The organism is Rhodococcus sp. P3_B8 (genome assembly GCF_056402775.1).
In genome coordinates this window covers 153,766-179,168 of the sequence record NZ_JBFUGT010000003.1, presented here as the reverse complement: position 1 = coordinate 179,168, position 25,403 = coordinate 153,766, and the positions used below count along the sequence as shown (strand labels likewise).

30 protein-coding genes and 3 pseudogenes are annotated in these 25,403 nt (G+C 67.7%); 12 read left to right on the top strand and 21 right to left on the bottom strand.

Annotated features, from left to right (window positions below; all coding sequences use genetic code 11):
• Positions 1-305: ATP-binding protein (locus AC1D1G_RS03215; protein ID WP_477951092.1), on the top strand; the 305-nt coding region annotated here is incomplete at its 5' end.
• Between the two features lie 609 nt (positions 306-914).
• On the opposite strand, the gene AC1D1G_RS03210 is transcribed toward AC1D1G_RS03215, so the two are convergent.
• Entirely contained in the window at positions 915-1,457 is a 543-nt protein-coding gene (locus tag AC1D1G_RS03210) for a helix-turn-helix domain-containing protein (protein ID WP_477951090.1), read from the bottom strand.
• Between the two features lie 45 nt (positions 1,458-1,502).
• Positions 1,503-1,820: a hypothetical protein gene (locus AC1D1G_RS03205; RefSeq protein WP_477951109.1), complete on the bottom strand. Its 318-nt coding sequence runs from the start codon at positions 1,818-1,820 to the stop codon at positions 1,503-1,505.
• On the opposite strand from AC1D1G_RS03205, the gene AC1D1G_RS03200 reads away from it, so the two are divergent.
• Positions 1,759-3,156 carry a diguanylate cyclase domain-containing protein gene (locus AC1D1G_RS03200; RefSeq protein WP_477951088.1) on the top strand — a complete coding sequence of 466 codons (1,398 nt, stop codon included), beginning with the start codon at positions 1,759-1,761 and terminating at the stop codon, positions 3,154-3,156. The genes AC1D1G_RS03205 and AC1D1G_RS03200 overlap by 62 nt on opposite strands.
• 486 nt (positions 3,157-3,642) lie before the next feature.
• On the opposite strand, the pseudogene phoU (AC1D1G_RS03195) reads toward AC1D1G_RS03200, so the two are convergent.
• From phoU (AC1D1G_RS03195) to AC1D1G_RS03165, 7 genes and pseudogenes are all read right to left on the bottom strand, one after another.
• A pseudogene (gene phoU / locus AC1D1G_RS03195) lies at positions 3,643-4,292 on the bottom strand (phosphate signaling complex protein PhoU).
• A 57-nt stretch (positions 4,293-4,349) separates the two neighbouring features.
• Complete coding sequence (locus AC1D1G_RS03190; RefSeq protein WP_477951086.1) at positions 4,350-4,484, bottom strand: DUF6308 family protein; 135 nt, start codon at positions 4,482-4,484, stop codon at positions 4,350-4,352.
• Between the two features lie 79 nt (positions 4,485-4,563).
• Complete coding sequence (locus AC1D1G_RS03185) at positions 4,564-4,890, bottom strand: hypothetical protein (RefSeq protein WP_477951084.1); 327 nt, start codon at positions 4,888-4,890, stop codon at positions 4,564-4,566.
• Between the two features lie 368 nt (positions 4,891-5,258).
• On the bottom strand, positions 5,259-5,918 hold the full coding sequence (locus AC1D1G_RS03180; RefSeq protein WP_477951082.1) for a hypothetical protein: 660 nt from the start codon (positions 5,916-5,918) through the stop codon (positions 5,259-5,261).
• 132 nt (positions 5,919-6,050) lie between these two features.
• The gene (locus AC1D1G_RS03175; RefSeq protein ID WP_477951080.1) at positions 6,051-6,575 is read right to left on the bottom strand and encodes a hypothetical protein; all 525 of its coding nucleotides are present in this window, start codon (positions 6,573-6,575) and stop codon (positions 6,051-6,053) included.
• The gene (locus AC1D1G_RS03170) at positions 6,550-7,239 is read right to left on the bottom strand and encodes a class I SAM-dependent methyltransferase (RefSeq protein ID WP_477951078.1); all 690 of its coding nucleotides are present in this window, start codon (positions 7,237-7,239) and stop codon (positions 6,550-6,552) included. Before AC1D1G_RS03170 ends, AC1D1G_RS03175 begins: the two co-directional genes overlap by 26 nt.
• 18 nt (positions 7,240-7,257) lie before the next feature.
• Positions 7,258-7,518 carry a hypothetical protein gene (locus tag AC1D1G_RS03165; protein WP_477951076.1) on the bottom strand — a complete coding sequence of 87 codons (261 nt, stop codon included), beginning with the start codon at positions 7,516-7,518 and terminating at the stop codon, positions 7,258-7,260.
• Between the two features lie 142 nt (positions 7,519-7,660).
• On the opposite strand from AC1D1G_RS03165, the gene AC1D1G_RS03160 reads away from it, so the two are divergent.
• Positions 7,661-8,908, top strand: coding sequence for an MFS transporter (locus tag AC1D1G_RS03160; RefSeq protein WP_477951074.1), 1,248 nt, complete (start codon positions 7,661-7,663; stop codon positions 8,906-8,908).
• A 4-nt stretch (positions 8,909-8,912) separates the two neighbouring features.
• On the top strand, positions 8,913-9,278 hold the full coding sequence (locus tag AC1D1G_RS03155) for an ArsR/SmtB family transcription factor (RefSeq protein ID WP_477951072.1): 366 nt from the start codon (positions 8,913-8,915) through the stop codon (positions 9,276-9,278).
• Between the two features lie 176 nt (positions 9,279-9,454).
• Here AC1D1G_RS03155 and AC1D1G_RS03150 read toward each other — a convergent pair whose 3' ends face one another.
• From AC1D1G_RS03150 to AC1D1G_RS03135, 4 genes are read right to left on the bottom strand one after another with little or no spacing between them, the layout of a single operon-like run.
• Positions 9,455-9,667: a hypothetical protein gene (locus AC1D1G_RS03150; protein ID WP_477951070.1), complete on the bottom strand. Its 213-nt coding sequence runs from the start codon at positions 9,665-9,667 to the stop codon at positions 9,455-9,457.
• A 45-nt stretch (positions 9,668-9,712) separates the two neighbouring features.
• Positions 9,713-11,119: a chromate efflux transporter gene (gene chrA / locus AC1D1G_RS03145; RefSeq protein ID WP_477951068.1), complete on the bottom strand. Its 1,407-nt coding sequence runs from the start codon at positions 11,117-11,119 to the stop codon at positions 9,713-9,715.
• Positions 11,120-11,177: 58 nt separating this feature from the next.
• Positions 11,178-11,609: a chromate resistance protein ChrB domain-containing protein gene (locus AC1D1G_RS03140; protein ID WP_477951066.1), complete on the bottom strand. Its 432-nt coding sequence runs from the start codon at positions 11,607-11,609 to the stop codon at positions 11,178-11,180.
• Positions 11,610-12,089, bottom strand: a complete 480-nt coding sequence (locus AC1D1G_RS03135; protein WP_477951064.1) for a Chromate resistance protein ChrB — start codon at positions 12,087-12,089, stop codon at positions 11,610-11,612.
• Positions 12,090-12,340: 251 nt separating this feature from the next.
• Here AC1D1G_RS03135 and AC1D1G_RS03130 point away from each other — a divergent pair, with 251 nt between their 5' ends.
• The 4 genes from AC1D1G_RS03130 (at position 12,341) to AC1D1G_RS03115 (ending at position 15,357) form a co-directional block, all read left to right on the top strand.
• Positions 12,341-13,276 (top strand): DUF1259 domain-containing protein, encoded by a 936-nt coding sequence (locus AC1D1G_RS03130; RefSeq protein ID WP_477951062.1) that lies wholly within the window; start codon positions 12,341-12,343, stop codon positions 13,274-13,276.
• A 27-nt stretch (positions 13,277-13,303) separates the two neighbouring features.
• On the top strand, positions 13,304-14,347 hold the full coding sequence (locus AC1D1G_RS03125; protein WP_477951060.1) for a YncE family protein: 1,044 nt from the start codon (positions 13,304-13,306) through the stop codon (positions 14,345-14,347).
• 198 nt (positions 14,348-14,545) lie between these two features.
• Positions 14,546-14,872 (top strand): hypothetical protein, encoded by a 327-nt coding sequence (locus AC1D1G_RS03120; protein ID WP_095870946.1) that lies wholly within the window; start codon positions 14,546-14,548, stop codon positions 14,870-14,872.
• Positions 14,873-15,084: 212 nt separating this feature from the next.
• The gene (locus AC1D1G_RS03115; protein ID WP_095870945.1) at positions 15,085-15,357 is read left to right on the top strand and encodes a GlsB/YeaQ/YmgE family stress response membrane protein; all 273 of its coding nucleotides are present in this window, start codon (positions 15,085-15,087) and stop codon (positions 15,355-15,357) included.
• A 196-nt stretch (positions 15,358-15,553) separates the two neighbouring features.
• Here the strand turns inward: AC1D1G_RS03115 and phoU (AC1D1G_RS03110) are convergent.
• The 4 genes and pseudogenes from phoU (AC1D1G_RS03110) to AC1D1G_RS03095 form a co-directional block, all read right to left on the bottom strand.
• Positions 15,554-16,202: pseudogene (gene phoU, locus AC1D1G_RS03110) on the bottom strand (phosphate signaling complex protein PhoU).
• A 106-nt stretch (positions 16,203-16,308) separates the two neighbouring features.
• Positions 16,309-16,758 (bottom strand): DUF6308 family protein, encoded by a 450-nt coding sequence (locus tag AC1D1G_RS03105; RefSeq protein ID WP_477951057.1) that lies wholly within the window; start codon positions 16,756-16,758, stop codon positions 16,309-16,311.
• A gap of 399 nt (positions 16,759-17,157) precedes the next feature.
• Complete coding sequence (locus AC1D1G_RS03100; RefSeq protein ID WP_477951055.1) at positions 17,158-17,547, bottom strand: hypothetical protein; 390 nt, start codon at positions 17,545-17,547, stop codon at positions 17,158-17,160.
• A complete protein-coding gene (locus tag AC1D1G_RS03095) occupies positions 17,534-18,235 on the bottom strand; it encodes a hypothetical protein (protein ID WP_477951053.1) in 702 nt (233 codons plus the stop codon). The genes AC1D1G_RS03100 and AC1D1G_RS03095 overlap by 14 nt, the downstream gene beginning before the upstream one ends.
• Before the next feature lie 408 nt (positions 18,236-18,643).
• On the opposite strand from AC1D1G_RS03095, the gene AC1D1G_RS03090 reads away from it, so the two are divergent.
• On the top strand, positions 18,644-19,048 hold the full coding sequence (locus tag AC1D1G_RS03090) for a cupredoxin domain-containing protein (protein ID WP_095864878.1): 405 nt from the start codon (positions 18,644-18,646) through the stop codon (positions 19,046-19,048).
• Positions 19,049-19,101: 53 nt separating this feature from the next.
• Here the strand turns inward: AC1D1G_RS03090 and AC1D1G_RS03085 are convergent, their stop codons facing one another.
• The 4 genes from AC1D1G_RS03085 to AC1D1G_RS03070 form a co-directional block, all read right to left on the bottom strand.
• A complete protein-coding gene (locus AC1D1G_RS03085; RefSeq protein WP_179443464.1) occupies positions 19,102-19,347 on the bottom strand; it encodes a hypothetical protein in 246 nt (81 codons plus the stop codon).
• 360 nt (positions 19,348-19,707) lie between these two features.
• Positions 19,708-20,184, bottom strand: a complete 477-nt coding sequence (locus tag AC1D1G_RS03080; RefSeq protein WP_095864877.1) for a QcrA and Rieske domain-containing protein — start codon at positions 20,182-20,184, stop codon at positions 19,708-19,710.
• 698 nt (positions 20,185-20,882) lie between these two features.
• A complete protein-coding gene (locus AC1D1G_RS03075; protein ID WP_477951050.1) occupies positions 20,883-21,566 on the bottom strand; it encodes a hypothetical protein in 684 nt (227 codons plus the stop codon).
• 1,032 nt (positions 21,567-22,598) lie between these two features.
• The gene (locus AC1D1G_RS03070) at positions 22,599-23,306 is read right to left on the bottom strand and encodes a hypothetical protein (protein ID WP_477951048.1); all 708 of its coding nucleotides are present in this window, start codon (positions 23,304-23,306) and stop codon (positions 22,599-22,601) included.
• Between the two features lie 496 nt (positions 23,307-23,802).
• Here AC1D1G_RS03070 and AC1D1G_RS03065 point away from each other — a divergent pair.
• The 3 genes and pseudogenes from AC1D1G_RS03065 to AC1D1G_RS03055 all read left to right on the top strand — a co-directional run.
• A pseudogene (locus AC1D1G_RS03065) lies at positions 23,803-24,209 on the top strand (ExeA family protein); the annotation flags it as partial.
• A gap of 220 nt (positions 24,210-24,429) precedes the next feature.
• Positions 24,430-24,780 (top strand): type II toxin-antitoxin system RelE/ParE family toxin, encoded by a 351-nt coding sequence (locus tag AC1D1G_RS03060; protein ID WP_477951046.1) that lies wholly within the window; start codon positions 24,430-24,432, stop codon positions 24,778-24,780.
• Positions 24,777-25,082 carry a helix-turn-helix domain-containing protein gene (locus tag AC1D1G_RS03055; protein ID WP_061043273.1) on the top strand — a complete coding sequence of 102 codons (306 nt, stop codon included), beginning with the start codon at positions 24,777-24,779 and terminating at the stop codon, positions 25,080-25,082. The genes AC1D1G_RS03060 and AC1D1G_RS03055 overlap by 4 nt, the downstream gene beginning before the upstream one ends.
• The last annotated feature ends 321 nt before the right edge of the window (positions 25,083-25,403 follow it).

The following is a 25,403-nucleotide window of genomic DNA, read 5'->3' as shown; positions in this document are numbered from 1 at the left end:
TGACCGGCCCGCTGAACGTGGTCACCGGACCGCTGGCCGACCACGCCGAAGCGGTGCTGCGGGAAGCGCTCAGCAACGTCGTCCACCACGCCCACGCCCACCACGTCGACGTCACCGTCTCCGTCGACGACGACCTCACCATCTCCGTCACCGACGACGGAATCGGCCTGCCCGACACAGCCGCCCGCAGCGGCCTCCACAACCTCACCACCCGCGCCCAACAGGCCGGCGGCACCTGCACCATCACCACCCTCGACACCGGCGGAACCCGACTGACCTGGACCGCACCGCTCCCAGAACCGTGAGACGCAACCCAAATGTAAAGTCACGGCGCTCGATGTCCGTTGCGCCGACCGGTGACCCGTGAACATCCAAAAGGTGTACCGGCGCTGATCCAGCGATCGTGTCGGAGCCGTGTCGCGAACATCTCCACCGCCCGCGCCGCGGCTGCCGGGGACACCGAATCACCTGGATGTGCCCGGGAACTCGGTCTCGTGGAAAGTCTTTCCGGTTCAGCGTGACGATCACCCCGGTCCCGCCGACGACGGCGGCCGCAACGACGTGCTCATCGTCGGGATCGGGCAGCGAGAATGTGCCCTCGAGCGGCTCCCAACCGGTCACCATCGCATCACCCGAAGTACTCGCGCATCGTCCCGACCAGCCGCGCACCAGCCGTTTGGGCCTCCGCCGGAAAGTGCTCGCGCCGTTCGAGCTTGGCGGCCTCATGGAACTCTGGGCTCGTCGAGAATCACCTCCGCCCACAACGGACGATACAAACCCTCGACCGCCATCGACAGCAGGAAATCCCGCTGCAGGCTCGGCCAGAGGACAGTCCGGGCAGTCTATCGACCACCCGCCGACGCTGTCAGCCCACGCCGCGGGCGCGCCGTCGCTCCGCGACCGCTTCTGTGCGCTCAACTACTCCGCCCCCACCGCCGGATCGTCATCGTCGTCGATCTGCACCCCCGTCTGCGCAAGCGCCTCGTACTGGCGGGCCGGCCGCTGCTGCTGCTTCTCGAGCACATCCCGCAGCAACAGCCGATGCCGGTTGCCAACAGCCGATGCCGGTTGCCGACCTTCTCCGCCGGCAACTCCCCCACATCGATCAACCGGCGCACCGTCGGCCGGCTCACCCCCAGCAGATCCGCGGCCTGCTGCGTCGTCGACATCGTCGCCCGAGGCGCCACCGTCACCGCACGACCGGACCCCAGCGCGGCCACCACCTGTTTGAGCGCCGCATGCACCTCCGCCGGCAACTCCACCTGATCATGCTCACCGGCACCGACCAGCAGATACCGCGGCTCGACCCGGTCACCGCGGCGCCGCTCGTGCGCGTCGAGGAAGCCGACCACCGCCGCCAACCCCGCACCCTCCACCGTCTGCGGGAGATACGTGTGCTGATCCAACGCCTGCGCACCCATGACCGAACCACTTCCCGTCCGAATTACTCGGAACACCTTTCGAACCTTCGAATAGCGGCGAACCGTGGATGGACAGCGGATTCAGGCGCTGCAAGGGCCGAACACACCCGGCAGGTTCAGTCCGGGGGTGAAGAACAGCTCCATCCCGATGAAGAACCACGCCACCAACGCCGGCCATTGGACGATGAGGGACCCGGGATTGTGGACGCATCGGCCATCGACTGATCGAACCTGGCGGTGTTCACTCGAATTATCACAAGCAATGCGAAGGCTCGACCCGAGCTGGTCGACACCTTTGGCGGCGCCCCTGATCGACGCCCGGGAAGGGACGGCACCGATGAGACCGGAAACGGCGGAAGCCCGCATGTTGCTGTCGGTGATCGAGCGTGCCCAGAACATGGTCGCACTCGCTGACTACGACASCGGTCGCCTGCGCTATCTCAACCCYGCYGGSATGCASCTGATGGGRTTGRCCGACGAGGCCGCCGTCGCCGCCCGCTGGGCGCCGGAATTCTTCACCGACGTCGGATTCATCCAGGCCCCCGACATGGAATCAGCCCTGCTGGATCAGGGCCGGTGGGAGGGCCGGTCGGAGTTTCGGCACTTCCTCACCGGTGAACCGATCCCCGTGACCTTGTCCACCTACGTGGTCGAGCACACGCAGGACCAACGCCCCGCGGTGATCGCCTGCATCGCCCAGGACCTACGGACTGCGCAGGAACACGAACAGCGCCTGCACACCGCGTTGGAGGCGGCCGCGTACCGGGTCCGCGAACAACGCGCCCTCGCCGACCTGAGTCAGCTCGCCGTCGACGGCGACCTCGACCACGTCCTCGTCGCCGCGGCGGACGCAGCCGCCGCGTTGGTCGGGGTCAACTGCGCCTCGGTCGCCCGGGCCGACGAGCCGGGCGCGGTGTTGCGGGTGCTCGCCTACCGCGGTCAACCGCCCGTCCCGGACACCTTCGCCCCCGGTACCGATTCCCAGCCCGGATACGCGGCCGCCACCGATCAGATCATCATCTGCCCCGACCGGTACGGCGAGCACCGGTTCTCCACCGAAGCCATGCAGGCCCGGAGGCTACGGAGCGGGGTCTGCGTTCCCATCGGCGCCGACACGGTATGGGGAGTGCTCACCGCACACAGTGCCCGCCCCCGCGACTACTCCGACCGGGAGGTGATGTTCCTGCGCTCGGTGACCGCCGTACTGGCCGCGGCGATCCGGCGCATCGAGGCAGAAGACGCGCTGCGGCATCTGAGCCTGCACGATTCATTGACCGGGCTACCCAACCGTGCCCTGGCCCATCAGCAGATCGACGCCGCCCTGGACACCGCACACGGAAGCGGGCGCACGGTTGCGGCGCTGCTGATCGACCTCGACGAGTTCAAAACCCTCAACGACCGACTCGGCCACGCCGTCGGCGACGACGCCCTCATCCGGCTGGCCGAACAACTGCAATCGGTCATACGCCCCACCGACACCGTCGCCCGGATCGGCGGCGACGAATTCCTCATCGTCTGCCCCGACACCACCACCACCGAGGCCATCACCCTCGCCACCCGCATCACCGAACTACACATCGGACCCGACACGGCCGGACGCGAACTTCGCTACACCGCCAGCGTCGGCATCGCCCTCGCCCGACCGGAAGACACCCGAGTAACGCTCATCCGACGCGCCGACGCCGCCATGTATGAAGCCAAAACCACCGGAAGCGGACACACCCTCGCCCCCTGACACGAACCCCACACGCCCGCACCCCAGCACACCGCCACCGACATTCATTGTGCCGCAAAATCTTCCTACCGAAGCACCAAACAGGCCAGCCGAGCGTCGCCGAACCTGACCTGCCCCCACCAGGCTCCGCGGAGCGGATGCTTGCGACCGGGGCTCGGCCGGCACGAACACCTACGGTGCATCACCCCAGACGCGAACTCGCCCACAGGCCCACACCAGACCCCACCGCACCACATTCAGCTCAGCGACGACGAACCGCCGCCCGCACCGCCGGCCAGAACCTCGACACCTCCGGTCCACGACCGCATCACCGACGCCCTCGACACCGAACAACCCGAATAGCAGGTTCAGTCGGGGGTCAAGAACAGTTCCACCGACACGAAGAACCACACCAACGTCACCAACGGCACGAACGCGCACACCAACGGGCAGGGCGAAGCCCACACTCGGATCGGCCGCGGCGACGCGGCCCGTGACGGCGACGACCTACGGGGACATCTGTTCCCCGGTGACGAGGAAAATCACCCGGCGCCCGACCACCACTGCATGGTCACCGAAGCGCTCATAGAAACGCCCCAACAACGTGACATCGACCGCAGCCGGGATGGTACCGATCCAGGCCGGATCCTCGATCAAGGTGAGCAGCCGTCGATGCAGATCGTCGAGCTCGTCATCGCGCCTACCGATCTCGGCAGCCAGTTCGGGATCATGCGTGCGCAGAACCCGCTCGGCGAGACCGGCCAACTCMGCCGCCACCCGCCCCATCTCCGAGAGAGCAACTCCTCCGCCTCACCCGAAGCGACGTGCTCGGGATGACGCCGGCGGACACTTTCGGCCACATGCTGCACCAACCCACCCATCCGGCTCAGATCCGCCACCAGGTGCACACCGGTGACCACCTGACGAAGATCACGCGCCACCGGGCCCTGCAACGCCAGCAACGCCATCGCCAGGTCCTCACACGGACCGCGCAACTCCTCGATCTGATCGTTCAGGTCGAACACCCGCTCCGCCAGGGGCAGGTCCGCCAGCACCAGGGCCTCGGTCGCCGCCCGGACCGCATCCCCGGCCAGCCGGCACATCGACGCCAAACGGTCAGTCAGCTCGTCGAGCTGCTCGTGAAACTTCATCCGCATACCCACCATCCTCGTGCACCCGCCGAAGACAGCACCGGGACGTGTCATCTGTCCCGGTCAGACGGCTCGCCCAGGCCGCGATTCTTCCCCGTCCACCCAGGCGATCACATCGAACACCCGCAGCGCCGAAATCTCCTCAGGGAGGCCCGCCTCCTCCCGGATCGACAGCAACCGGCGGTGCAACGCCTCCATCGTCGGCCAGGAGGGCGTTCAGCGCCTCCGCCTGGTGTCGAGGATCGCCCGCGCCGCCCTCGGCGGGATCTCTCGCCGACTACCCCGACGTCAGATTGAAGTCGTCGAGGAGCGAGGCGGTCACCGCATCCCGTGCCCATCCGTCGGTGTCGAGTGGTGCGGAGCGCACCACCGTCAGAGCCGGTGCCGTTCGTCCGTCGATCAGCATCAGCGCGAGTTCGTTTCGTCCGTGTCGGCACTCGTAGCGAAGCCCCTGCGCCGCGGGGGTGTTGGTCAGAATATTGGTTGCGGTTCGACGAGTCTGCCCGTAGTCCCGCCAGGAGCACGCCGTCAGGGAGGCATCCTGACCGAGTCGGATCAGGTTCCGCTGCCCGTCCAGGATTGCGATGTCGATGTCGTCGTCCATGACAAGTTGCGTCAAGGACTTGCCGGTCAAGAGTCGCTTTCGCGATGATCAAGTCCGGTGGGATGTCCTGGCCACGCAGAATGCCTTCGGCGACCACCGCGCCCACGGATAGCCCGAGATAGAGGTACCCGCCCAGCGCGGCCCCGTCCGGGCACACGGCCGGGTCGTGGACCGGCTCGAACCGCCCCTGCGCCGGAATGGCGGTCGTGCGGGTATCGAGGGTGCGTGCATCGACCCAGGGCGCGATGTTGCTGCGGTTGAAAGAGTTCGGAGGATACGTCGATGATGTCCAGTGCACCCGCCACACCAGTGTTCCCGCCGCGATGGTGTCGATGTTCGCCGGATTGCCGTTGTACGCCCCCACTCCTCTACATTCCCTGCTCGGCGACGCTGATCATGTTGTCGACGGCGATCTCGGTCAGATCGCCGTCCTCGAGATCCTGCAACGGAGTTCGGCCGTCGAGGATGTCGGAGGGGGTGCGCCACCAGGACGTGACCCCCCATGGATCCTCGGCAGCCCCCAACTTGCTGTTCGCGTACGCCACGATCGGCCACACCCGGTGGTGCACCGTATCGAACTGGAACGCCGGGTAGTGATAGTCGGGGCGCCGTCCTAAGGGCAAACCGAGCAACACACCCTCGTCCCGCAACTTCTTCACCAGGGTCCGCGATTCCCCCGCCCGCGGGGCCAGCACCCGCCCGGCCTCCCCGGCCTTGAGGGTGGCCACCTTCTCGAGCAACGACTGCCGCCGCTCGGCCGCCGCCTCCGCCCGGTCCCCGGCACGAGTCCCTATCGGGTCGGCGAACGCCTCATCGAGAATCAGCTTGGCGATCAGCGCCCACTCGCCTCGCGGCGCGTTCCGGGTCACGTACTCCACGAACTCGCCAGCCACCTCCGCGCCACGGCTCGCACCTGCGGGGTAGGCGGCGCTCAACCGGTGACCGCGCCCGGCAACAACCCGCGGCCCGCCCCCGCTCTTCGCGGCCGGCGCCTTGATCACCTTCCGCCGTGTTCGATTCTCCGGCATCCCGCACCTCCGATACGTCAAGTACGTATTAATAATCGTACTCCACGTACAACTTGCTCGACCACCAACAGCAGCGCGCTCGAAAGGAAGCCGATCTGTGTACCCGGCTCGGCACACCGGATTCGATTCTGGTCAGCGGCGGCGGTCGTCCATTGCGCGCAGGAAATGGCGCAGGCTGCGCGGCAGCCGGGGGCGACCGTCCCGATCACGCGGCAGGAAACCCTCGCCCGCGACGCGGACCAGCAGGGTGGTGACGTCCGCGCTGACAGCGGCACCGGAAGCCACGTGCATGAGCGCGGCGCGTTCGGCGGGATCGAGACGCTCCCACAGGTCCAGGTAGCCGCCGTGATGGGTGCGCGCGGCGGTCGCGGTGGCCCAGTAGGTGAAGGTGAACCGGCGGATCAGGTCGGTGCCGGTGGATGCGGTGGCGCGCAGCTCCAGACCCGACCAGTGCTCGATGCCGCGGTCGCGGAGCTCGTCGGCAGCGGTGGCCAAGGCGGTGCGCCGCGGCCAAGTGCGCGGCAGGTCGAGTATCAGCAGACCCATTCCCATCGGCCCCACGGTAAGCCCGGGGCCCGATACCCGCAGCGTGTACACCGTCGCCGGAGTCGGGCAGGGTGTGCGGTTCAGCTCACCGCGTTCGCCTGGGCCGGTCACGAGGACGGTTTGTCGGCGCGCAGGTAGTGCAGCCAGGGGCGGTGGTCGCCGGTGCCGGTGACCCGGAGCCCGGCCCGGCCTGCTCGATCAGGCCGGTGAGTTCGCCGATCGGGTTGTGCGCCATGGCATGTCCGGCGAGGGCGCTGATCAGGTGGGCGGCGACCGGGTTGGCCGGGGGCCGGAAGTCGGCGACCAGCAGGTGCCCGCCCGGACGCAGCACCCGCGCCATCTCGGCCAGCGCGGTCGCCCGGTTGCCGGGGGTGATGTGGTGGATGACCAGTGTGGAGGTCACCACGTCGAAGGTGACGGCCTCGAACGGGAGCGCTTCGGCGGCGGCGACCGTGAACACGCAGTGCGCAGCGCCGCGGCCGGCGGCGTAGTCGATCATCGGCGGGGACGGGTCGATGCCGTCGACCCGGCCGCCCGGCTGCACCGCAGTGGCCAGGCGGGTCGCGAAAAACCCGGTACCGCAGCCTACGTCGAGGACCCGATCCCCCGGGATCGCGCCGCTCAGTGCGGCCAGCCGGTCGAAGACCCGGCGGCGCCGTCCCGCAAACGCGGCCGCCGAGAAAATTTCGTACAGGCGTGCACGGCGGATCAGCCCGCCGCTGGCATCGTCGGCGTGACCATGCCCATCGCCCAGAAGCCGTGCCCCCAGTCCCATCGCAGTCTCCTGATCGTCTCAGAGGGAGTTGATGCCCACGAGGACCGCGCCGGCGGCGACGGGGATCAGTGCTCCCAACCCGAGTGAGGCCAGCCGCGCCCCGGCCACGCGGTGCCCGGCGAAATGGAACACGGCCAGCCCGGCGAGCCCGAGGCCGGCCGCGGCCAGCACCAAGTAGATCGGGGTGAGCACCAGCACCGCGCCGCAGCCGAGAACGAACCCGGCCAGAGCCCAGACCCACCGCAGATCCTCGACCTCGAGACTCGACGCCGCACTCATCACCAGCTCCTCGCTGACCTGCGTTCTCTACCCGGAACGTTCCTCCTCGGGTCCGCCCGCAAACACACATGGTTGCGCAAGTGCGCACATATAGGATTATGTTCGGGTCGACAGGAATTGGGAAGAGGACTGGAGGTCCCGGGTGCTCGAGGTGTTGCGTCATCGCACGTTCGGCCGGTTGTTCGCGGCGCAGATCGTGGCCCTGGTGGGCACCGGTCTGCTCACCGTGGCGCTGGGCCTGCTGGCCTACGACCTGGCCGGCGCCGACGCCGGGGCGGTGCTCGGAACCGCACTGGCGATCAAGATGATCGCCTACGTCGGCGTGGCACCGGTGATCTCGACGCTCGCCGACCGGGTGCCGCGCAAGGTGCTCCTCGTCGGGGCGGACGTGATCCGGGCAGCCATCGCGGCGGCGCTGCCGCTGGTGGATCAGACCTGGCAGATCTACGTCCTGATCTTCCTGCTGCAGGCGGCGTCGGCGACGTTCACCCCCGCGTTCCAGTCGGTGATTCCGGCGGTGCTGGTCAAGCAGGAGGCCGACTACACGCGGGCGCTGTCGCTCTCGCGGCTGGCCTACGACCTCGAGTCGCTGCTCAGCCCGGTCCTCGCCGCGGCCCTGCTCACGGTGATCAGCTACAACTACCTGTTCCTCGGCACCGTCGCCGGGTTCGTCGGTTCGGCGCTGCTGGTGATGACCACCGTGCTGCCGCGGCCCGCCCCGGCGGACCGGTCGGTGCCGCTGATCCACCGCATCACGCTCGGGGCGCGGGTGATGGCCCGGCGGCCGGTGCTGCGCGGGCTGCTCGCGATGAACATGGTCGTCGCCGCCGCGACCGCCCTGGTGGTGGTCAACACCGTCGTCTACGTGCGGGATCTGCTCGGTGGGTCGAACACCGGGGTCGCGGTCGCGCTCGGCTGCTTCGGCGGCGGCTCGATGCTCATCGCGCTGGCGGTGCCGCGGGTGCTGGCGGCCGTCGAGGATCGGCGGCTGATGCTGACCGGGTCCGCGGTGCTGCCAGTCGGGCTGGCCGCGGCCGCACTGATGGTGCTCGCCGCCCCCTCCCCGACGCTGGGGTGGGTGCTGCTGGCCGGGATCTGGATCGTGCTCGGCGCCGGGACGTCGATGATCAACACCCCGTCGGCGCGGCTGCTGCGCTACGGGTCCAACGAACGCAACCGGAGTGCGGTGTTCACCGCCCAGTTCTCACTCTCACACGCCTGCTTCATCCTGACCTACCCGCTCGCCGGGTGGGTGGGCGCGCAGGTCGGGCAGGTCACCGCGGCCGCCGCATTGACCGCCCTCGCTACACTCGCAGGACTACTCGCCGCACGCGCCTGGCCGGCACAGGCCGAGCCGATCACCGAGATGGCGGCGGCAGGAAGGCGGTAATGCGATGGAGCCGATGAGCGAGGCGGCTGTCGCGTCGGCGAGCCTGAGCCACCCGATCGCCCCCGATCAGCAGCGCCTCGACACCGCCACCGAAACCTTCCGAATGCTCGCCGACACCACCCGGCTGCACATCCTGTGGCTCCTCACCCGCGGCGAGGCCGACGTGACCGCCCTGATCGAGCAGACCGGCGCCACCCGCACCGCGGTCAGCCAGCACCTGGCGAAGCTGCGGTTCACCGGCCTGGTCGACACCCGCAAGGAAGGCCGGCGGGTGATCTACCGCATCCACGACGGCCACCTGACCCGGCTGATCCTCGAGGGCATCAACCACGCCGACCACGTCGTCACCGGCGAACCCCCACACGAATAGATCCACCGCCCCGGCCGATGCCGGGGCTCCCCTCGACGCGCCCACCCGAGACGGTTGCCTCCGGGCGGGCGCGTCATCGTCGGGTCAGCGGCGGGTCTTGCCCTGCGGGCGGAGGAAGAACGCCACACCGCCGCCGACAACCACCACTGCGATGGCGATCAGCACCCGTGAGCGGCTTAGACCGTGTCGATGCGGTCGAGGGGGTGGCCGAGTGGTTCCGGTCGCGGCGGTCGTGCACTGCCCTCCCGGTCCGATCCGGCGGTGCGGGTGGCGGCGTACCCGCCGAGCAAGACCAGGGCAATGACGGCGAGGGCGAGCCAGACCGAGAGTTGCCCCTCACCACTGTTTTCGGCGGTTACCAGTGCAAGACCGGCGACGGTGGGGGTCATCGAAGTTCCTCCATTCCTCTCGATGTGGATGCGCGGTGGATGTGGTCAGGTGACGGGGAGCCCGGCCAGGCCGGCGGCGAGACCGAGCAGCGCGCACACCCTGAGGGTGCGCAGCACGGACCAGTTCAGCCGGTAGATCATCACCCCGGCCGCCGCGCCGATCACGAGCGCGAGCGGCCGGAACGAGGCCGGGTCCGGGACCAGCAGATGCAGCGGACCCCAATGCAGAAGCGAGGCGTCCGCGAACAGGGTGTGGATCGCGAAATACAGGGCCAGGTTCGCGATCACGCCGACGACGGACGCGGTGATCCCGGACAGCGCGGCCGTCAGATGCGTGTTGTTGCGGAGCCGTTCGACGTAGGGGGCGCCGAGGAAGATGAACACGAAGCACGGCACGAACGTCACCCAGGTGGTCAGCAGCGCCCCGATCGTGGCGGCGACCCACGGGTCGAGATCACCCGGGTTGCGGTAGGCGCCGAGGAACGCGACGAACTGCACCACCATGATCAGCGGACCCGGGGTGGTCTCGGCGAGGCCGAGACCGCGGACCATCTCGCCGGGGCCGAGCCAGCCGTAGGTTTCCACCGCCTTCTGCGCCACATAGGCCAGGACCGCGTAGGCGCCGCCGAAGGTGACCAACGCGGTGCCGGAGAAGAACAGGCCCTGCTCGGTGAACACGCTGTGCCGGCCGGTGAACACCACGACGGCGACCATCGGGATGGCCCAGGCGACCAGACCGATACCGAGGACGAGGATTGTGCGTCGCAGGCTGGGGGCGTCGGCGTGCAGGGCATCGTCGGCGATCAACGGCGGAGCCTCCTCTGCGTCTACCGGGGTCTTTTTGCTGATTTCGACGCCGCCGCGGCGGCCGATCAGCCAGCCGCCGAACCCGGCCACGGCGATGACGATCGGGAACGGGACCGCGAACAGCGCCAGGGCAAGGAACGCGCAGACCGCGATCACCCAGTGCGCCGGCCGGGTCAGGGCGCGCTTGGCGACCCGGGTGACGGCCTGCACCACCACCGCCAGCACCGCCGGGGCGATGCCGGCGAAGATGGCTAGCACGATGGTGGTGGCGCCGAACGCGACGTAGATCGCGGCCAGGCCGAGCATCGCGAGCATGCCGGGCAGGACGAACAGCACCCCGGCGATGAGCCCGCCGAGGGTGCCGCCCAGCAGCCACCCGGTGTAGATCGCGAGCTGCTGGGCCTCCGGCCCGGGCAGCAGCATGCAGTAGTTCAGGGCGTGCAGGAACCGTTTCTGCCCAATCCAGCGTTTCTCGTCGACGAGGGTGCGCTGCATGACCGCGATCTGCCCGGCCGGGCCGCCGAAGGTCTGCAGGGAGATCAGGAACCACGCCCAGGTCGCCTCCCGCAGCGGGATCAGATCACGGCGGCGAGAGCGGGCCGGGCTGGTCGGTGTGGCGCGGGTGGAAGGTTCGTTACTACTCACGTCGGTCTCCGAAACATGAAAGGCAGAATGCGGCACAGAATCCGGGCCGCATCCGAGGTCAGGACGGCTCTCGGCCGGACAGGACACGTTGGCGGTGAAACTCGTATAACCCGTCGAAGATCCGGGTCGCCACAGCGAGGGTGTCGTCGTCGGTACCGGTCAGCGACAGCCCACGCAGCACCGAATCCAGCCCCGGTGCCTCCGGGGCGTCGTAGCGTCCGTCATCGATGTCGGCCTCGTGCACGATCTCGGCGATCACCCACAACACCGGGTCGGTGATCTCGTAGCGGCGCAGGATCGTCTCGAAGCTGCAATCCCCGTGATGATGGGACAGTTCGACACCGCGCATATCGAACGCGGTCGCATCACCGGGGACGTCGGCGGGATCGGTGACCCACAGGAACTGCGCGTCCGGGTCGATGTTGCGGCGGATCAACCACGCGCAGGCGGCGCGGTCGATGTGGATCCCGGCGCGGGTGGCCCACTGCATTTATCGTGCCTCCGTTCGTACTCGCTCCGGCGCCGCATCGCGCTGGTCGGCGGCTAACTCGCGGAGCGCCGCCTCCGCACGGTCGCCCTGTGCGGTGGGAAAGAAGGTGCGCTTGTCGATCTCCCGCAGGCGGCGGCGCAGTTGGGCCAGCTTCTTGCCCCGGGCGGCGGGATCGGACAGGGATCGGGCGGCTTCGGCGGCGTCGGTGATCTCGTCGTACTCGGTGCCCCGATCCTCTGACAGCTTCGCCCGCATCCGGTCCCGCTGTTCCTTGGTGGTGGGGGCGGCGGTCCACACCTCCGCCTGCCCCCCGGCCTCGACGACTTCCTCGGCGACCCAGTCGAATTGCTCCCGGGTGCGTGGTGACGCCGGTAGGACCACCACGCCGTCGGCGAGCTGGAAAACCCCGTATTTGCGGAGCTTGCGCCACACCGCGATCCGGGGCGTCGAGGGCTCGCGGGGGATGCGATACACCAGCATCACCCATTCATCGGGGCGCTCGCCTGGTTCCGGTTCTGGTTCTGGTTCCACAACGGTGATGTAACCACGGTTTCAATTGGATGTCCACCGGTGATCGCGCCCGCCACCGATTGCCCGGGGCGTTGACCCTGGACACCGTACTGTAACCGTGGTTACCGTGAAGGGGGCCGTTGTTCGGGAGGCCGTCGAGACGACGAAGAGGTGCACGGATGCATCACCATCGGCAGGTCACACCATTTCGGTCCCTGCTCATGGCCACGACACTGGTCCTCGCGGTGGCCGGCTGCGGGAACACCAGCACCTCCACGACCAGCGGCCCGACGTCGGCGCAGCAAGGATCCGGGCAGGCGCCGGCTCAGACCACCGACGCGGACTGGGCCCYGGTCACCGATGCCCTCGGCCGCACCGGCAAGCTCGGCGACGACGGCACCGTCTACCGGGTCTCCCTGCCCCGCACGGATCTGAACGTGGTCTCCCGCGGCCTTCCCATCAAGCCTGGCCTGTCCCTCGGTGGCTACGCCGCCTTCGCCCGCTACGACGACGCCACCCTGGTGATGGGCGACCTGGTCGTCACCGAGGACGAACTACCCAAGGTCACCGACGCACTCCAGGCCCACGGCATCGCCCAGACCGCGATCCACAAACACCTCCTCGAGCAGACCCCACCGGTGTGGTGGACCCACGTGATGGCGATGGGCGACCCCGCACAGCTTGCCCAGGGGATCCGGGCCGCCCTCGACGCCACCGCGATTCCCCGGGTCGCCGTACCTCCGGCGCAGCAACCACCGGTCGACCTGGACACCGCCGCCATCGACACCGCCCTCGGCCGGCACGGCACCGCGGACGGCGGCATCTACAAATTCACCATCGCCCGCCAGGACACCATCGAGGACAACGGGCATGTGCTGCCGCCCACCTTCGGGGTCACCACCGGTATCAACTTCCAACCCCTCGGCGGCGGCCGGGCCGCGATCAACGGCGACATCGTCATGACCGGCAACGAGATCCAAGACGTGATCGACGCCCTGCGCAGCGGCGGCATCGACGTCGTCGAGGTCCACAACCACACCCTCGACGAACAACCCCGCCTGTTCTACCTGCACTTCTGGGCCGTCGGCGACAGCGTCCCCCTGGCCACCACGATGCGCGAGGCGATCTCGGCCACCCACGTCACGCCCGGAACCTGACCATCCAGAAGCAGAGAGGGAGCCGGGATGGACACCCGCACCGGTGACCGGCGCAGCCCGAGACCAGCCCGGCTGCTGCCCGCACTCGTCATGGCGTCGATCCTGGTCGGCGCGTGTTCCTCCGCGCCCTCGTCGCCCGGCAGTAGCCCGCTGCCGCTGCACCCGGTCGCGGAAATCGCCCTCCCCGGCGACAATTCACGCTTCGACTACGCAAGTCTCGACCCCGCGCGGGGACTGCTGTTCATCGCCCACCTCGGCGCCAGCGAGGTCATCGAAGTCGACGTCCACACCCGGCAGGTGGTACGTACGATCCCGAACCTGTCCCAGGCGCACGGTGTCCTCGTCGTTCCCGAGCTGCGCCGGGTTTACGTCACCGCCACCGGCGACAACTCCCTGGTCATCCTCGACGAGGACACCGCCGCGGTGCTCGGACAGGCCCCCACCGGTGACTACCCCGATGGGATCGCGTACGACTCGAAACGCGGTGCGGTGTGGACCACCAACGAATCCGGCGGCTCGGAAACGGTCATCGATGCCGTCACCGCACAGGTACGCGGCACCGTGGACCTCGGCGGCGACGTCGGAAACGTCGCCTACGACCCGGTCGCCGACCAGATGCTGGTCGCCGTGCAAGGGAAGGGCGATCTCGCCGCCATCGACCCCGACGCACTCGACGTCACCCGCCGGGTCCCGTTACCCGGCTGCCGCGGCGGCCACGGCCTCACCCTCGACCCGGCGGCGCGGCTGGCGTTCGTTGCCTGCGAGGACAACGCCACCCTGCTCACCATCGACCTCGACAGCTGGCAGACCGCCGGCACCACCGGCACCGGCAAGCTACCCGATGTCCTCGCCTACGACCAAGGCGCGCAACGCCTGTACGTCGCCTCCGAATCCGGCACCGTCACAGTCCTCGACCAACAGGGCGGACACCTCACCGAACTCGGATCCGGTCACCTCGCCGACGGCGCACACGTCGTGGTGCTCGACCCGAGCACCGGCCACACCTTCTACCCGATACCCGCCGGAGAAGGCGGGCACCCCGCCCTCCTCGAACAGGCACCGAGCCCCTGACACCCACCCCACCGACTGACACTGTGGGCGCCGTACCTATCGGGCGCGGATTGACGCGGGCCGTCATGGGCGAGCAGGCTGACCGGTGTGCACTCCTGGCGGAAAAGGGCGCCGGATCCTTGCAGGTCCCACGCCCACTGCTGAGACCGGCGACCGGTTGACACGAGTCGACGACTAGTAGATCGAGGGTGACATCGAATGAACACTTTCATATCCCGAGCGGCGATGACCGCGGCCGCGATCGCCGCGCTGGCAGCGCCGGGGGCGGGCAGTGCCTCCGCGGCACCGTACCTGCACGGGGACCCGAACACTCCCGGCACCCAACTCCACGCCAGCAACAACGACCCGACCGATACGAACAGCTACAGCTGTGGAGCGATCGGCGTCGGCGGTGCCGGCGCCGGAACAACGTCCCCGGGCGGCTCCGGACAGCTCAAYGGAACCTACTTCGGTCCCGGCCCGGTGCAGGGTGGGTGCGTCGGCAGCGACGGGTCGGTGTACTTCCCGACCGGGAATGCCGAATGATCCGGCCCTAACCCGGAATCCGGGCAGCGCCCCTCGGCTACCAGCCAGCCCGGACGGAACTGCTACCTGAGGCGGCGATAGAGGGTGCGCGAACGGGCGAGCCAACGCCGCTACGTCTCGGGGTACCCACTCCAACAGGCCGTCGGCATCCACATGATGTGCCAAATGCACCGGAGACCAACCTCTCGGGTGCCTCAGGAAAGGACCACACGATGCTCGGACTGGGAATCATCGGCTGGATCATCATCGGTGGACTGGCCGGCTGGATCGGCAGCAAGATCATGGGCACCGACGCCCAACAAGGCATCCTCCTCAACATCGTCGTCGGCATCGCCGGCGGACTGATCGGCGGGTTCCTGCTGAAGCTGTTCGGTGTCGACGTCGAAGGAGGAGGGCTGATCTTCAGCTTCCTGACCTGCCTACTCGGGGCGGTGATCTTGTTGTTCGTGGTCAAGACAGTCACCGGTCGCCGCACACACCACTGAAGTCTGCGCCGACGACGAAGGAAACTCTGGACACCGACGACCTCAATGCCGACAAGTCCATTCAGGCCGAGTGCCGGACGTGTCTTCAGCCCGTCGATATAGGCTCCAGCGTCGTGGACGGTGTCCATGACGCAGCAATGACGGCGCAGCGTTGTCCGTCGTACCATTGCACCGAGGTCACCGGGGCGACGACCACCTACGGGGTCAACGGTTCCCCGGTGACGAGGAAATCACCCGCCGTCCCACGGTCACGGCATGGTCACCGAAGCGCTCGTAGAAACGCCCCAACAACGTGACATCGACCGCTGCCGGGATGGTGCCGGTCCAGGCCGGATCCTCGATCAGGGTGAGCAGCCGTCGATGCAGGTCGTCGAGCTCGTCGTCGCGTCTGCCGATCTCGGCGTCCAGTTCGGGATCATGCGTGCGCAGAACCCGTTCGGCGAGAGGCCGGCCAACTCGGCCGCCACCCGCCCCATCTCCGAGAGCAATTCCTCCGCCTCACCGGAGGCGACGTGCTCGGGATGGCGGCGGCGGACGCTTTCGGCCACATGCTGCACCAGCCCGCCCATTCGGCTCAGATCCGCCACCAGGTGCACACCGGTGACCACCTGACGGAGATCACGCGCCACCGGGCCCTGCAACGCCAACAGCGCCATCGCCAGGTCCTCACACGGACCGCGCAACTCCTCGATCTGTTCGTTGAGATCGAACACCCGCTCCGCCAGAGGCAGGTCCGCCAGCACCAGAGCCTCGGTCACCGCCCGGACCGCATCCCCCGCCAGCCGGCACATCGACGCCAGACGGTCCGTCAGCGCGTCGAGCTGCTCGTGAAACTTCATCCGCATAACCATCATCCTCGTGCACCTGCCGAAGACAACACACCGGGACGTGTCATCTTTCCCGGTCCGACGGCTCGCCCAGGCCGCGATYCTTSCCCGCCCATCCACGCGATCACRTCGAACACCCGCAGTACCGAGATCTCCTCGGGCGAGRCCCGCGTCCCCGAGGATCGACASCARCCGGTGATGCAACGCGCCGTCGTCGGCGCAAAGTGCCTCCCGGACCGGATTCAGATGTGCCCGCTCGGTGCCCAGCACCTGGCACACAACCGAAACCGAAGATCGGAAACAGCCGGGGACGTTTACGGGCAATCAACTTCGTCGCCCTCGTCCGGCCGACCCCCGGCAACGCCACAAGGCCGTTTCCAGGTCCCAGGCGGGCCACCCCGGGGGTCAGCAGCTCCGGTTCATCGAACCAGGTCCGATCCGGGCCCACCGCCGCCAGAGGAGCGTTCGAGGCCTCCGCCTCGGCGTCCAGGATCACCCCGCACCGCCGTCGGGGGGACCTGCGATCTACGCCACGTCCGCGCCCGGTAGAGCGGCCATCGACAAAGTGTCTCATTATCGTGTATTTCGTTGCTGCTGAGGAGCTCTCGTTTTCGGCTCCTGGACCAGCAGTTGCAACGCATCACGTCCTCGTCTCCGGCGTTGCTCGGGGATCGACAGCCACGAGCGATGATCCGGATCGGCCAATGCCTCGGCCAGGGCTCGGACTCTGCCGCGATCGCTTCCCCTCATCCGTKCCCGATCGGCCATGGGGTTCTCGATGGCRCACGCCAACACCACGGCATCGTCGAGATGACGCCCCCGATCGCGGGGATCCTCGAGGTAGGCCGCGCCCTTGAGCACCAACGCCCCCAGGACGTCAGGCACACTCAACTTGGTTGACACCCCATCGATCTCGATCAGRCARTCCACCGTCTTACGCAACGCGGACGTGCCCGCAGGAACCGCGAACACCTCACGCCCAGACACCCTCGGCCGTAACTTGGGCGCCAGGTGATCGGCAACCATCACATCGACCTGCTCGACACCACCCGAACGTACGAACCGGTAGCACCCGCCCCCTCACCGGCATCTGCAACTCGTATCCGAGCTGCTCGAGCCGGGCGCGGACCCCACCGAACGTCGCGGCACCGGTCTCGATATGCAAAACCATGTCGACATCGACCGTCGCCCGGGTCGGCGGCACACCCGCACGCACCGCATGAAGCTGAACCATCAACCCGCCGATCAACGTCCACTGCTCCGACGGAATCAGCTGGGCGATCTCGGCGGCCTGCGGCCACGGCGGCCCCCACCCGCCGACCGGTGCCTGCACCGTCCACTGCGGCCGCTCACCGGACACCATCGAGCAACTCCCCCAACACCCGCGCCCCGGCGCTGCGCTCCCGGGTGTCGAGCGACTCCATCAAATCCACCGCWRCCGYCGCCACCGGCAACGTCGTCGTCGTGAAAAACCGGTCCAGCGCAGTGACCACCCTCAAGGTCACGTCCCCCTCACCGTCCGCCACCAGACCGAAGGTATCGATCACACCGTCGAGGTCGTCGTCGACGACATACCCGTCCACAGCACCACCACCCATCCCGGACAAACCGAACCGGCCCGCCACCCCCGGAACCTGGTTCAGCGCACTGACACCGGTGGCCGCCACATACCCACCAGCGACAAGAGTGTTCAGATCATCACCCCATCCCCGCATCCGCTGCACCCGCGCGCGCCGGCGGGCAAGAAACGCCACCTCGGTCGCGCTCGCCCGGCGCAGCCGATGCCTCAAACGACTCGCCTGCGACGGAGAAATCCAATCCACCCCCACGCCAGACAACATCGCCAACGCCGCCCACGCCACATCCCCATTCCACGGTCGGCCACGATGGCGGTCCGTCTGCGCCACCCGGTGCACCGACCCCGCATCCAACAGCAACGCCTTCCCCACCTCCCGCGTGACCACCAGCTCCCCCGCCCGCGCGAGACGAGTGACCTGCCGGCCGGACACGCCCAGCTCGGCGGCCGCCGCCGCCACCGACATCTCACCCATACATATATGGTCGCAGTTGCGACAACATACCGCAAAACACACAGTTCAAGAAGCACACCACACGGCTTCCAACCTCACGCAAGCGGCCCCGGACCGGACCGGCTCCCGCCGTGTGCACGTGGCAACCACACAGGACCCGTTCACCGAGTCGCCCGACACGGTTGATACTCGGTTCCCACGGCACCCGTCGGCACCCGGATCCACCAACGAAACGCCGTCAAGCACCGACCGCCGGCAGTGAACGAGCCGTGCGGATACACCCGCGGCTGCGGAACATCCCCGTAGTGCTGCCACAGCGTCACCGCCGGCAGTCGATGACCCTGCCCGTGCCGCACGGGTCGGGGCGGGCGAAATTTTCTGGCACGCATATTAGTGAACGGAATGGGCCGATGAATCGTGGTATCGGATATGAAGCTCTCCACAGCTCTGCTGGGGCCTGCCTTCCTCGCCGCGTGTGCGCTCACCGCCTGCAGCAATGACGGCGGCAGCACCGTCGACTACGCACCCACCCCGGTGCTCACCGACACTACGTCGATGCCGTCATCGGAAGGGGCCGTGGCGGCGGGAGCGAACGAGATCGTCATCTCGGGATTTGCCTACACGGTGCCCGCCACGGTGGCACCCGGCACGCAGGTCACTGTTCGCAACAATGACACGGCCGAACACACGATGACCGCAGACACCGGCGGCGCGTTCGACGTCGAGATCGAGGGCGGCGAGACCGCGACACTGACGGTGCCGTCGGCACCCGGAACCTACCCATTCCATTGCACGTACCATCCGAACATGCACGGCGACTTGACCGTCGGATGACGAGGTCATCGCCTATCCGGGTTCTACGCGGCAGGGCCGGTACACGCCACTGCTCACAACACCGTTGAGAGCAGGACCTGATCGTTGTCCCCGGCCCGCACCTCGACACTGATCGAATCGACAGGCAGGCTGGTGGTCGCGGTGGGTCGCACCGTCTGTCCGGGACTCCCCGTCCACGTCGACACAGTTGCCCCAACTCCCGACACGTCGATGACCGTCAGAGCGTAGTCCTCGGTGGTGGTGCAGTAGCGATGACCGGACAACGATCGGCAACAGGTCGGGTCCGGTTCGTATCCCACCCACCTCGACGAACGCGGTCATCCCGATCCTTCAGTCGGGACCTGGCTCCGGAATCGAATCGCGAAACCGGACTGCGGCAGCAGCCGTCGCCTCTGTAGTGATTCCTGCCTGCCAGGTCGAAACCGAGCGCGCGCAGCGTCGCCACGAACGCGGCGCCCGTGGCGAACGCGGCGCCCGTGGCGAACGCGGCGCCCGTGGCGAACGCGGCGCCCGTGGCGAACGCGGCGGTTGTGGCGAACGTGACGCGATGGGGCATCGCGAGAGCCGCGTCCGCCAACGGCATCATCGGAGAGATGTGGCCGAACGGGCATCCGCGAGTACAACAAGGGAAGCGGTCGGTCCCTGAGTGGTCACATACCTCAGCCGACTACGACCGAGTCACCCTGAACGGAGACGCTCCGTGGGGCGAGCGGAGCGGACGCTGGACCGGTGTGCACAGACCCATCGAGGTTGAACTTGCTGCCGTGGCACGGGCAGTTGATGGTACCGCCGGAGACGTCGGAGACGGTGCACCCCGCGTGCGTGCATGTCGACGAGAACCCGCGGAAGTCACCGCCGCTGGGCTGTGTGACGACAGCATCGCCGAGCACCGCGCCGCCACCGACGGGAACGTTGCCGACGGGAACGCTGCCGGTCTTCACGGGTGCACCCGCGGGCTTCACAGCTGGGCCGGCGCTGGGCCCGGGCGCAGCTGACGCGCGCGTTCTACCGAACAGCGCGCTACCAGCGGCCAAGGCAGCTGCTGCAGCGCCGATACCGGCGACAACTGTGCGGCGCGAAAGCGCTATCTGGTCGCTCCGCAGGCTCTGCTCCTGGTTAGGTTCGTCGGACTGCATGGCAGTGCCCCTATCTGGGCTGGGGTCGATGCGGACCACTCAGTGCTTATAGTCTTGCCTTCCCCACCACTAACGTCGAGGGCTGTGCGCGTTTATAACGAGGGGCCTGACCTACACGAAAATTTGTGCCAGCCTCGCCACCCACGTCATGATCAACGCCCACTTCGTCAAATCCTGACCAACCGGCGGCGTGGCCGTTAGATACCGCTCCGTAAGAGGAACCTTGGGTTCGTGCGGTGATCGGCACGTTCCGGAAGTGGGGCGTGGACCGAGACTTTCTGAGCTGCGCGTTCCCGTTTGCCCCGGGCGAACTCCGCACAACGCCCCGGAACCATGGGACACGGCCAACCCTGGTGGGAGCGAGATTGTCCTCTGAAGAAATGCCACCAAGTTGAGACAGATCGCGGTCGCCATAGCCGTGAGGCCCAAGATGAACGCGCAGGTCGCAGCGTCTCGAAATGTCATAGGCAAGGGAATCGCTCTTCGTGGCGGAATCTCGCGGTTGATGCCGGAGCGATGGCGGATCCGCCATTCGGGTGTGACACGGCCGTTCAATCACGGCTTGCTGCGTCACCGGGTGCAACGATCAGGGCCACGAAGGTGCGGAGTCGAACCGCACTCGGACGGCGGACAAGGTTCTCGATGAGTTCGCCATCGCCCATAACGCCCTTGGTTCCCTGTTCCCCAACGGCCGTTGGCTACTCCACGTGGATGTGGGTGTCGTGGAGTTCGGTGACCGCCGCGTCGAGTATCCCGGTGAGCGAGTGCGCTGGGTTCCCACACGACTCCCACGGCCCTGCGAGGGGATCGGGGTCACGCCAGTCATGGCAATACCAACCGGGGAGCAGTTGATCGTGAGCTTCGGCGTCGTCGCCTTCGATGATCTCGGTGAGCACCTCGAGGACCGCTTCGTAGAAGTCCTCCTCAACGAGCACATCACCGGCAGTGAACGCCGCATCGGCGATCACGGTGGCCAGGTGCCGCGACAACCGAGAAATTGTGTCCCCCTGAGCGACGAGCACGGTGAGGACGTCTGCGGCGGCCTCGTCGTCGGAGGCCAGCTCCTGTTCCGTTTCGATGAAGTACATGAGCATTGCGTGGCATTCGGTCAAGGCGGCCGACGTTTTCGCCGCCGTCGCCATCGGGATACGAACCAGCGGCACCTCTGCGACGTCCACGTCCGCGGTGAAATCGGCTGCCATCCCCGCAAACATGTCCGCCCACGCAGGAACGGCGTCCGCGTTGATCGTCAGCTGGGCGTCGCGCTCAGTGATACCGGCGATCGCGGCGACCGCGGCGGCGTTTCTGTCGACAAATACCGCCAGCATCTCGTCCGGGTAATACAYGCCGCGGGCGGCTAGTTCGGCCGCTAACAGTGACACGTACCGGGCTGACCACGACTGCTCCTGTTGCTGATCCGCCATGCCCCTAGTGTGCCGAACTCGGTGCTTAACTGCGACGGGAAACGGAGCCACTTCCGTGCCACAACGTGGGGTTGCCGCAGAAATGCCACGAATCTGAGACAAACGTCGGTGACATAGCCGTGGACACGTCCGACTCAGCAGGTCAGAGCGCTGCGGCGATAGGTCACCGGATTTGAGACCCTAATGGGGACGCCGCAGGTGGCCTCGTAACCGCCGGCGGCGGGTACTGTCCCCTGACCGCCATTGCTCCTCTTTCTTACCCGAGCTGCTCGTTCTGCCACTACGGTTTGCTCGTTCTGATCGGGCTGGATGGTGGCGCGTGGCCGATGCTGCGGCCCGCGTGGCCCACAGAGCCCTGCTTGGTTGGTTGAGCTGAGCCTTGTCGATGTGCTGGGTGCGGATCGGCGTGCGGGCCTATCGGCGTGCGGACAATCTCAGCCATCGGGGCATCCAATAGGGACGTAGGTAGGTCCGGTGCCGGCGAACCAGCCACCGGTAGAGGTGATCGGTCATGCCGATTACTTTGCGGGGTACTCGCAGTCGCTCGGGTCCGGTAGTAGATCCGAGAGGCCCGCCGGACCAACCGAAATCCCGTCTCGACATGTACTTTCGGCACCGCCACACCCGAAATGTGGGTGCCGGCGTCGAGAGCGCACATGTAGGACCGGGGTCGAATCGAGTGGGCCGGACAGGATGGGCCGACCGGCCCGGGCCCGCGCCGGGCCAGCCGAACGGATCGGCGGCGACACCGTCGAATGCGTCGTCGTCCGACTCGTCCTCGAAACAACCGTACGGGGCGCCGCCCGCGGTGTAGCCGACAACGAACATCCGCCGCCCGCCCACCACGATCCCATCGAACACCGATGCCGGTCCGTCTGTGGTGTCCGGCTGGTCGCGGCGCTTGCCGTTCGCGTGCCGGCGTTTGCTGGTGCTCGGCTCACGGCCCATGAAGTCGGGCGTTCCCCTCGACGTCGGGTTTGTCCGCGGCGGTCACATCGGTCCCGCGGCCACCGAGAAGTGGAAGTTCCCCGCACCCACGGACCGCTCGAGGGTCCGCATGACAGCAGCCGGATTGTCGTAGGGCCCGTTGAGGTAGAACGGCTGACCGTCCCTCCCGAACTCGATCCGCCCCGGCCCGTCCCACTCACCCAGGAACGCGGCGGCATCACCATCGAACGCCTCCGCGGGCTCGAAACCGAGCCCGCGCGCATACGCCGCCGCCCCCAGGATCAGTTCACGGCCGAGTTCGATCGGAATCTCCTCCGCAGGACGGTCGAACGCCGCGTAGTACCTGCGGACGGCGGTGGGGATCCTGCCCGCGTCCATGGTTTCGGGGTCACGGGTGTTCTTCACCCCCAGGCAGTGCACGTCGGCCAGGTAGCCCCGCAGCGTCGCCCGACCACGCCGTCCCTCTCGTGCCACCAACACCTGCGCGAAGCCTTCGGCCTCACCGGCGGGAGCATCCAACTCCGCCCACTCCGGATGACCCTCGAGGCCCAGCCCGACACTCCAGCCGCAATTGACCCAGCACCCCAGCACCCGCCCCAATCCTCGGGACGCGTCGGCCTCGGCAGCGATTCGTCGCACCAACGGCGCCACCACCGACGGCCGCACGCCGAGAGCACGCGCGATCACCTTCGGCGGGACACCCTGCTCCCAACGCCGCCGCACCTGCTCGACCAACTCCACATCGTCCATGGCACCCCATTCTGCTTCACCGATCGGGAAGCTCCCGCGTCTGCACCTATCCGCTCGTGCCGCTGGTCGAGCGATCACTGCACCCCACGAGCAGCAGGACCACACCCCCCGCATCACGCACGCAGGCCACGGCAGCATCTCCACCATGCCGCTGATACCGCCGTGCCGGTTCCCGGTCCAGGTTCTACCTGCTCCCGGAGTCCCGATCATGACCGGATCGGGGCCGGATCAGGAACCGAAGGGCTCGCCGCTGGGGGCCTGCCTGGGAGCCGGAACACGGCCCTGTGGGCGTGCCGGGGCCCACCGCCCGCCAGGACGGCGTTCAGCGCCTCCGCCTCGTTGTGACCAGGATCGCCCGCGCCGCACCGACGATCTCGGTGATCGAGGCCACGTCCGTGCCCGATCGAGCGGCAGTCGACATAGACTCCTCGCTGTCTGTATTAACTTGCTGCGGAGGCGATTTCGGGTTCATCTCATGAACCGGAAGCAGCAACGCATCGGAAACCACAGGCGCGAAGCGATCCGCCTGCTCACCAACCACGAGCGGGACTCTTCGTTCCCCGTTCGCGGTCGTGCTGGTCGGCCAACCTACCCTGCGGCACCGCCTCCGACTCGGTGTGCTCGCCGCGCTGGACCAGCGCCTCGCCGTGCGCTACACGATCGCGCGGATGAGCGCAGCCGACACCGCCGACTACATCCGTCACCGCTGTCGCATCGCCGGCCGCGACGACCCCCTGTTCTCCGACGACGCGATCGGGCTCATCCGTGGGCGCCTCACGCAGATACCCGCGCGCGGTGAACAACCTCGCATTGCACGCGCTTACCGCCGCCTTCGCCGCCGACCACGCCATCGTCGACGAGAAGGCCGCCCGCATCGCCATCAGCGAGATCGCCGCGGACTGAACCCGACCCGCATCAACCCGACCACCACCGCGTCAACCTGACGACCACCCCGTCACCACGCCCACCACGGCCCCGCTCACCACCCCCGAGCGGGGCCGTTCTCGCACCGCATCGTCGTCAACCTCAATGACGCCGTCGTCGTCACCTTCAACGACGCGCAACACCTTCGGGCCTCCACCTCACACAACAGCATATATTCGTACTGATATAACCTAGGGAGGTGAACCGAGGTGACGAGAAACCGATCCGATGGGTGGGTAGCGCACTCGACGACCTGCGCGATCTGCCCGCCGCCGCACAGGACGATCTCGGCTACCAACTCGGCCGGGCTCAACAGGGGCTCGATCCGGACGACTGGAAACCGATGAAGGACGTCGGGCCCGGATGCCGCGAGATCCGGGTTCGCACTCCGGACGGCGCCTTCCGAACGTTCTACGTCGCCCAGTTCGGCGAGGCGATCTACGTACTGCACTGCTTCCACAAAAAGACACAGAAGACCTCGCACGCAGACATCGACCTCGGCCGACGCCGCTACAAGGCAGCCCAGGCATACGCACAGGAGAGATCATGACCGACAAAGACATCACCGAAACCACCTCCGTGTGGGAGGCGATCAGTGACACCCCCGGCGAGGCCTACAACCGGCAGCTGCGCGCCGACCTGATGACCGCGATCCGCGCACAGATCGACCGCTTCGGCTGGTCCCAGGCCGTGGCCGCCGACAACCTCGGCGTCACCCAACCGCGGATCTCGGACCTGCACCGCGGCAAACTGAGCAAGTTCTCCCTCGACGCCCTGGTCAACCTCGGCAGCAAGGTCGGCGTCCACCTCGACGTCCACATCGACACCGACCGCACCCTCACCGGACACTGACCACGACACGCCGCCAGGACCACTCGGTCCGTGAGGCTCGGACACGCCCGCGGCCGCCGAAATCGACCTCGAGCATCATCTGCGGGGCGACTCCCTTCCCTCCCGTCACCGAGCCTCACCGATCAGCTGATAGCGATGGCGCCCGGCCGCTCGCCGGCCCCCCTTGGGCGCGTCGACCCAGACCTGCATCGCCTGCCGCCGCCATGACGTCCTCGCTGAGACCGCCCCAGCGCGCGAGTTCGGGTCGCCGGCCGGTGATCGGGACGGGCCGGCGTGGGTTCTTCCGTCCGCAAAGGATCATCGCGGGACCGACGGATTCGT

Coding starts and splice junctions, on each gene's coding strand:
- AC1D1G_RS03125 (WP_477951060.1), top strand. CDS start 13,304: ATGGACACCCGCACCGGTGACCGGCGCAGCCCGAGACCAGCCCGGCTG.
- AC1D1G_RS03135 (WP_477951064.1), bottom strand. CDS start 12,089: ATGCTGGTGTATCGCATCCCCCGCGAGCCCTCGACGCCCCGGATCGCG.
- AC1D1G_RS03165 (WP_477951076.1), bottom strand. CDS start 7,518: ATGAGTGCGGCGTCGAGTCTCGAGGTCGAGGATCTGCGGTGGGTCTGG.
- AC1D1G_RS03180 (WP_477951082.1), bottom strand. CDS start 5,918: ATGCCGGAGAATCGAACACGGCGGAAGGTGATCAAGGCGCCGGCCGCG.
- AC1D1G_RS03090 (WP_095864878.1), top strand. CDS start 18,644: ATGAAGCTCTCCACAGCTCTGCTGGGGCCTGCCTTCCTCGCCGCGTGT.
- AC1D1G_RS03140 (WP_477951066.1), bottom strand. CDS start 11,609: ATGCAGTGGGCCACCCGCGCCGGGATCCACATCGACCGCGCCGCCTGC.
- AC1D1G_RS03150 (WP_477951070.1), bottom strand. CDS start 9,667: ATGACCCCCACCGTCGCCGGTCTTGCACTGGTAACCGCCGAAAACAGT.
- AC1D1G_RS03170 (WP_477951078.1), bottom strand. CDS start 7,239: ATGGGACTGGGGGCACGGCTTCTGGGCGATGGGCATGGTCACGCCGAC.
- AC1D1G_RS03190 (WP_477951086.1), bottom strand. CDS start 4,484: ATGGAGGCGTTGCACCGCCGGTTGCTGTCGATCCGGGAGGAGGCGGGC.
- AC1D1G_RS03080 (WP_095864877.1), bottom strand. CDS start 20,184: ATGCAGTCCGACGAACCTAACCAGGAGCAGAGCCTGCGGAGCGACCAG.
- AC1D1G_RS03100 (WP_477951055.1), bottom strand. CDS start 17,547: ATGGTGTCCGGTGAGCGGCCGCAGTGGACGGTGCAGGCACCGGTCGGC.
- AC1D1G_RS03185 (WP_477951084.1), bottom strand. CDS start 4,890: ATGGACGACGACATCGACATCGCAATCCTGGACGGGCAGCGGAACCTG.
- AC1D1G_RS03070 (WP_477951048.1), bottom strand. CDS start 23,306: ATGGACGATGTGGAGTTGGTCGAGCAGGTGCGGCGGCGTTGGGAGCAG.
- AC1D1G_RS03055 (WP_061043273.1), top strand. CDS start 24,777: ATGACCGACAAAGACATCACCGAAACCACCTCCGTGTGGGAGGCGATC.
- AC1D1G_RS03205 (WP_477951109.1), bottom strand. CDS start 1,820: ATGTTCTGGGCACGCTCGATCACCGACAGCAACATGCGGGCTTCCGCC.
- AC1D1G_RS03155 (WP_477951072.1), top strand. CDS start 8,913: ATGGAGCCGATGAGCGAGGCGGCTGTCGCGTCGGCGAGCCTGAGCCAC.
- AC1D1G_RS03115 (WP_095870945.1), top strand. CDS start 15,085: ATGCTCGGACTGGGAATCATCGGCTGGATCATCATCGGTGGACTGGCC.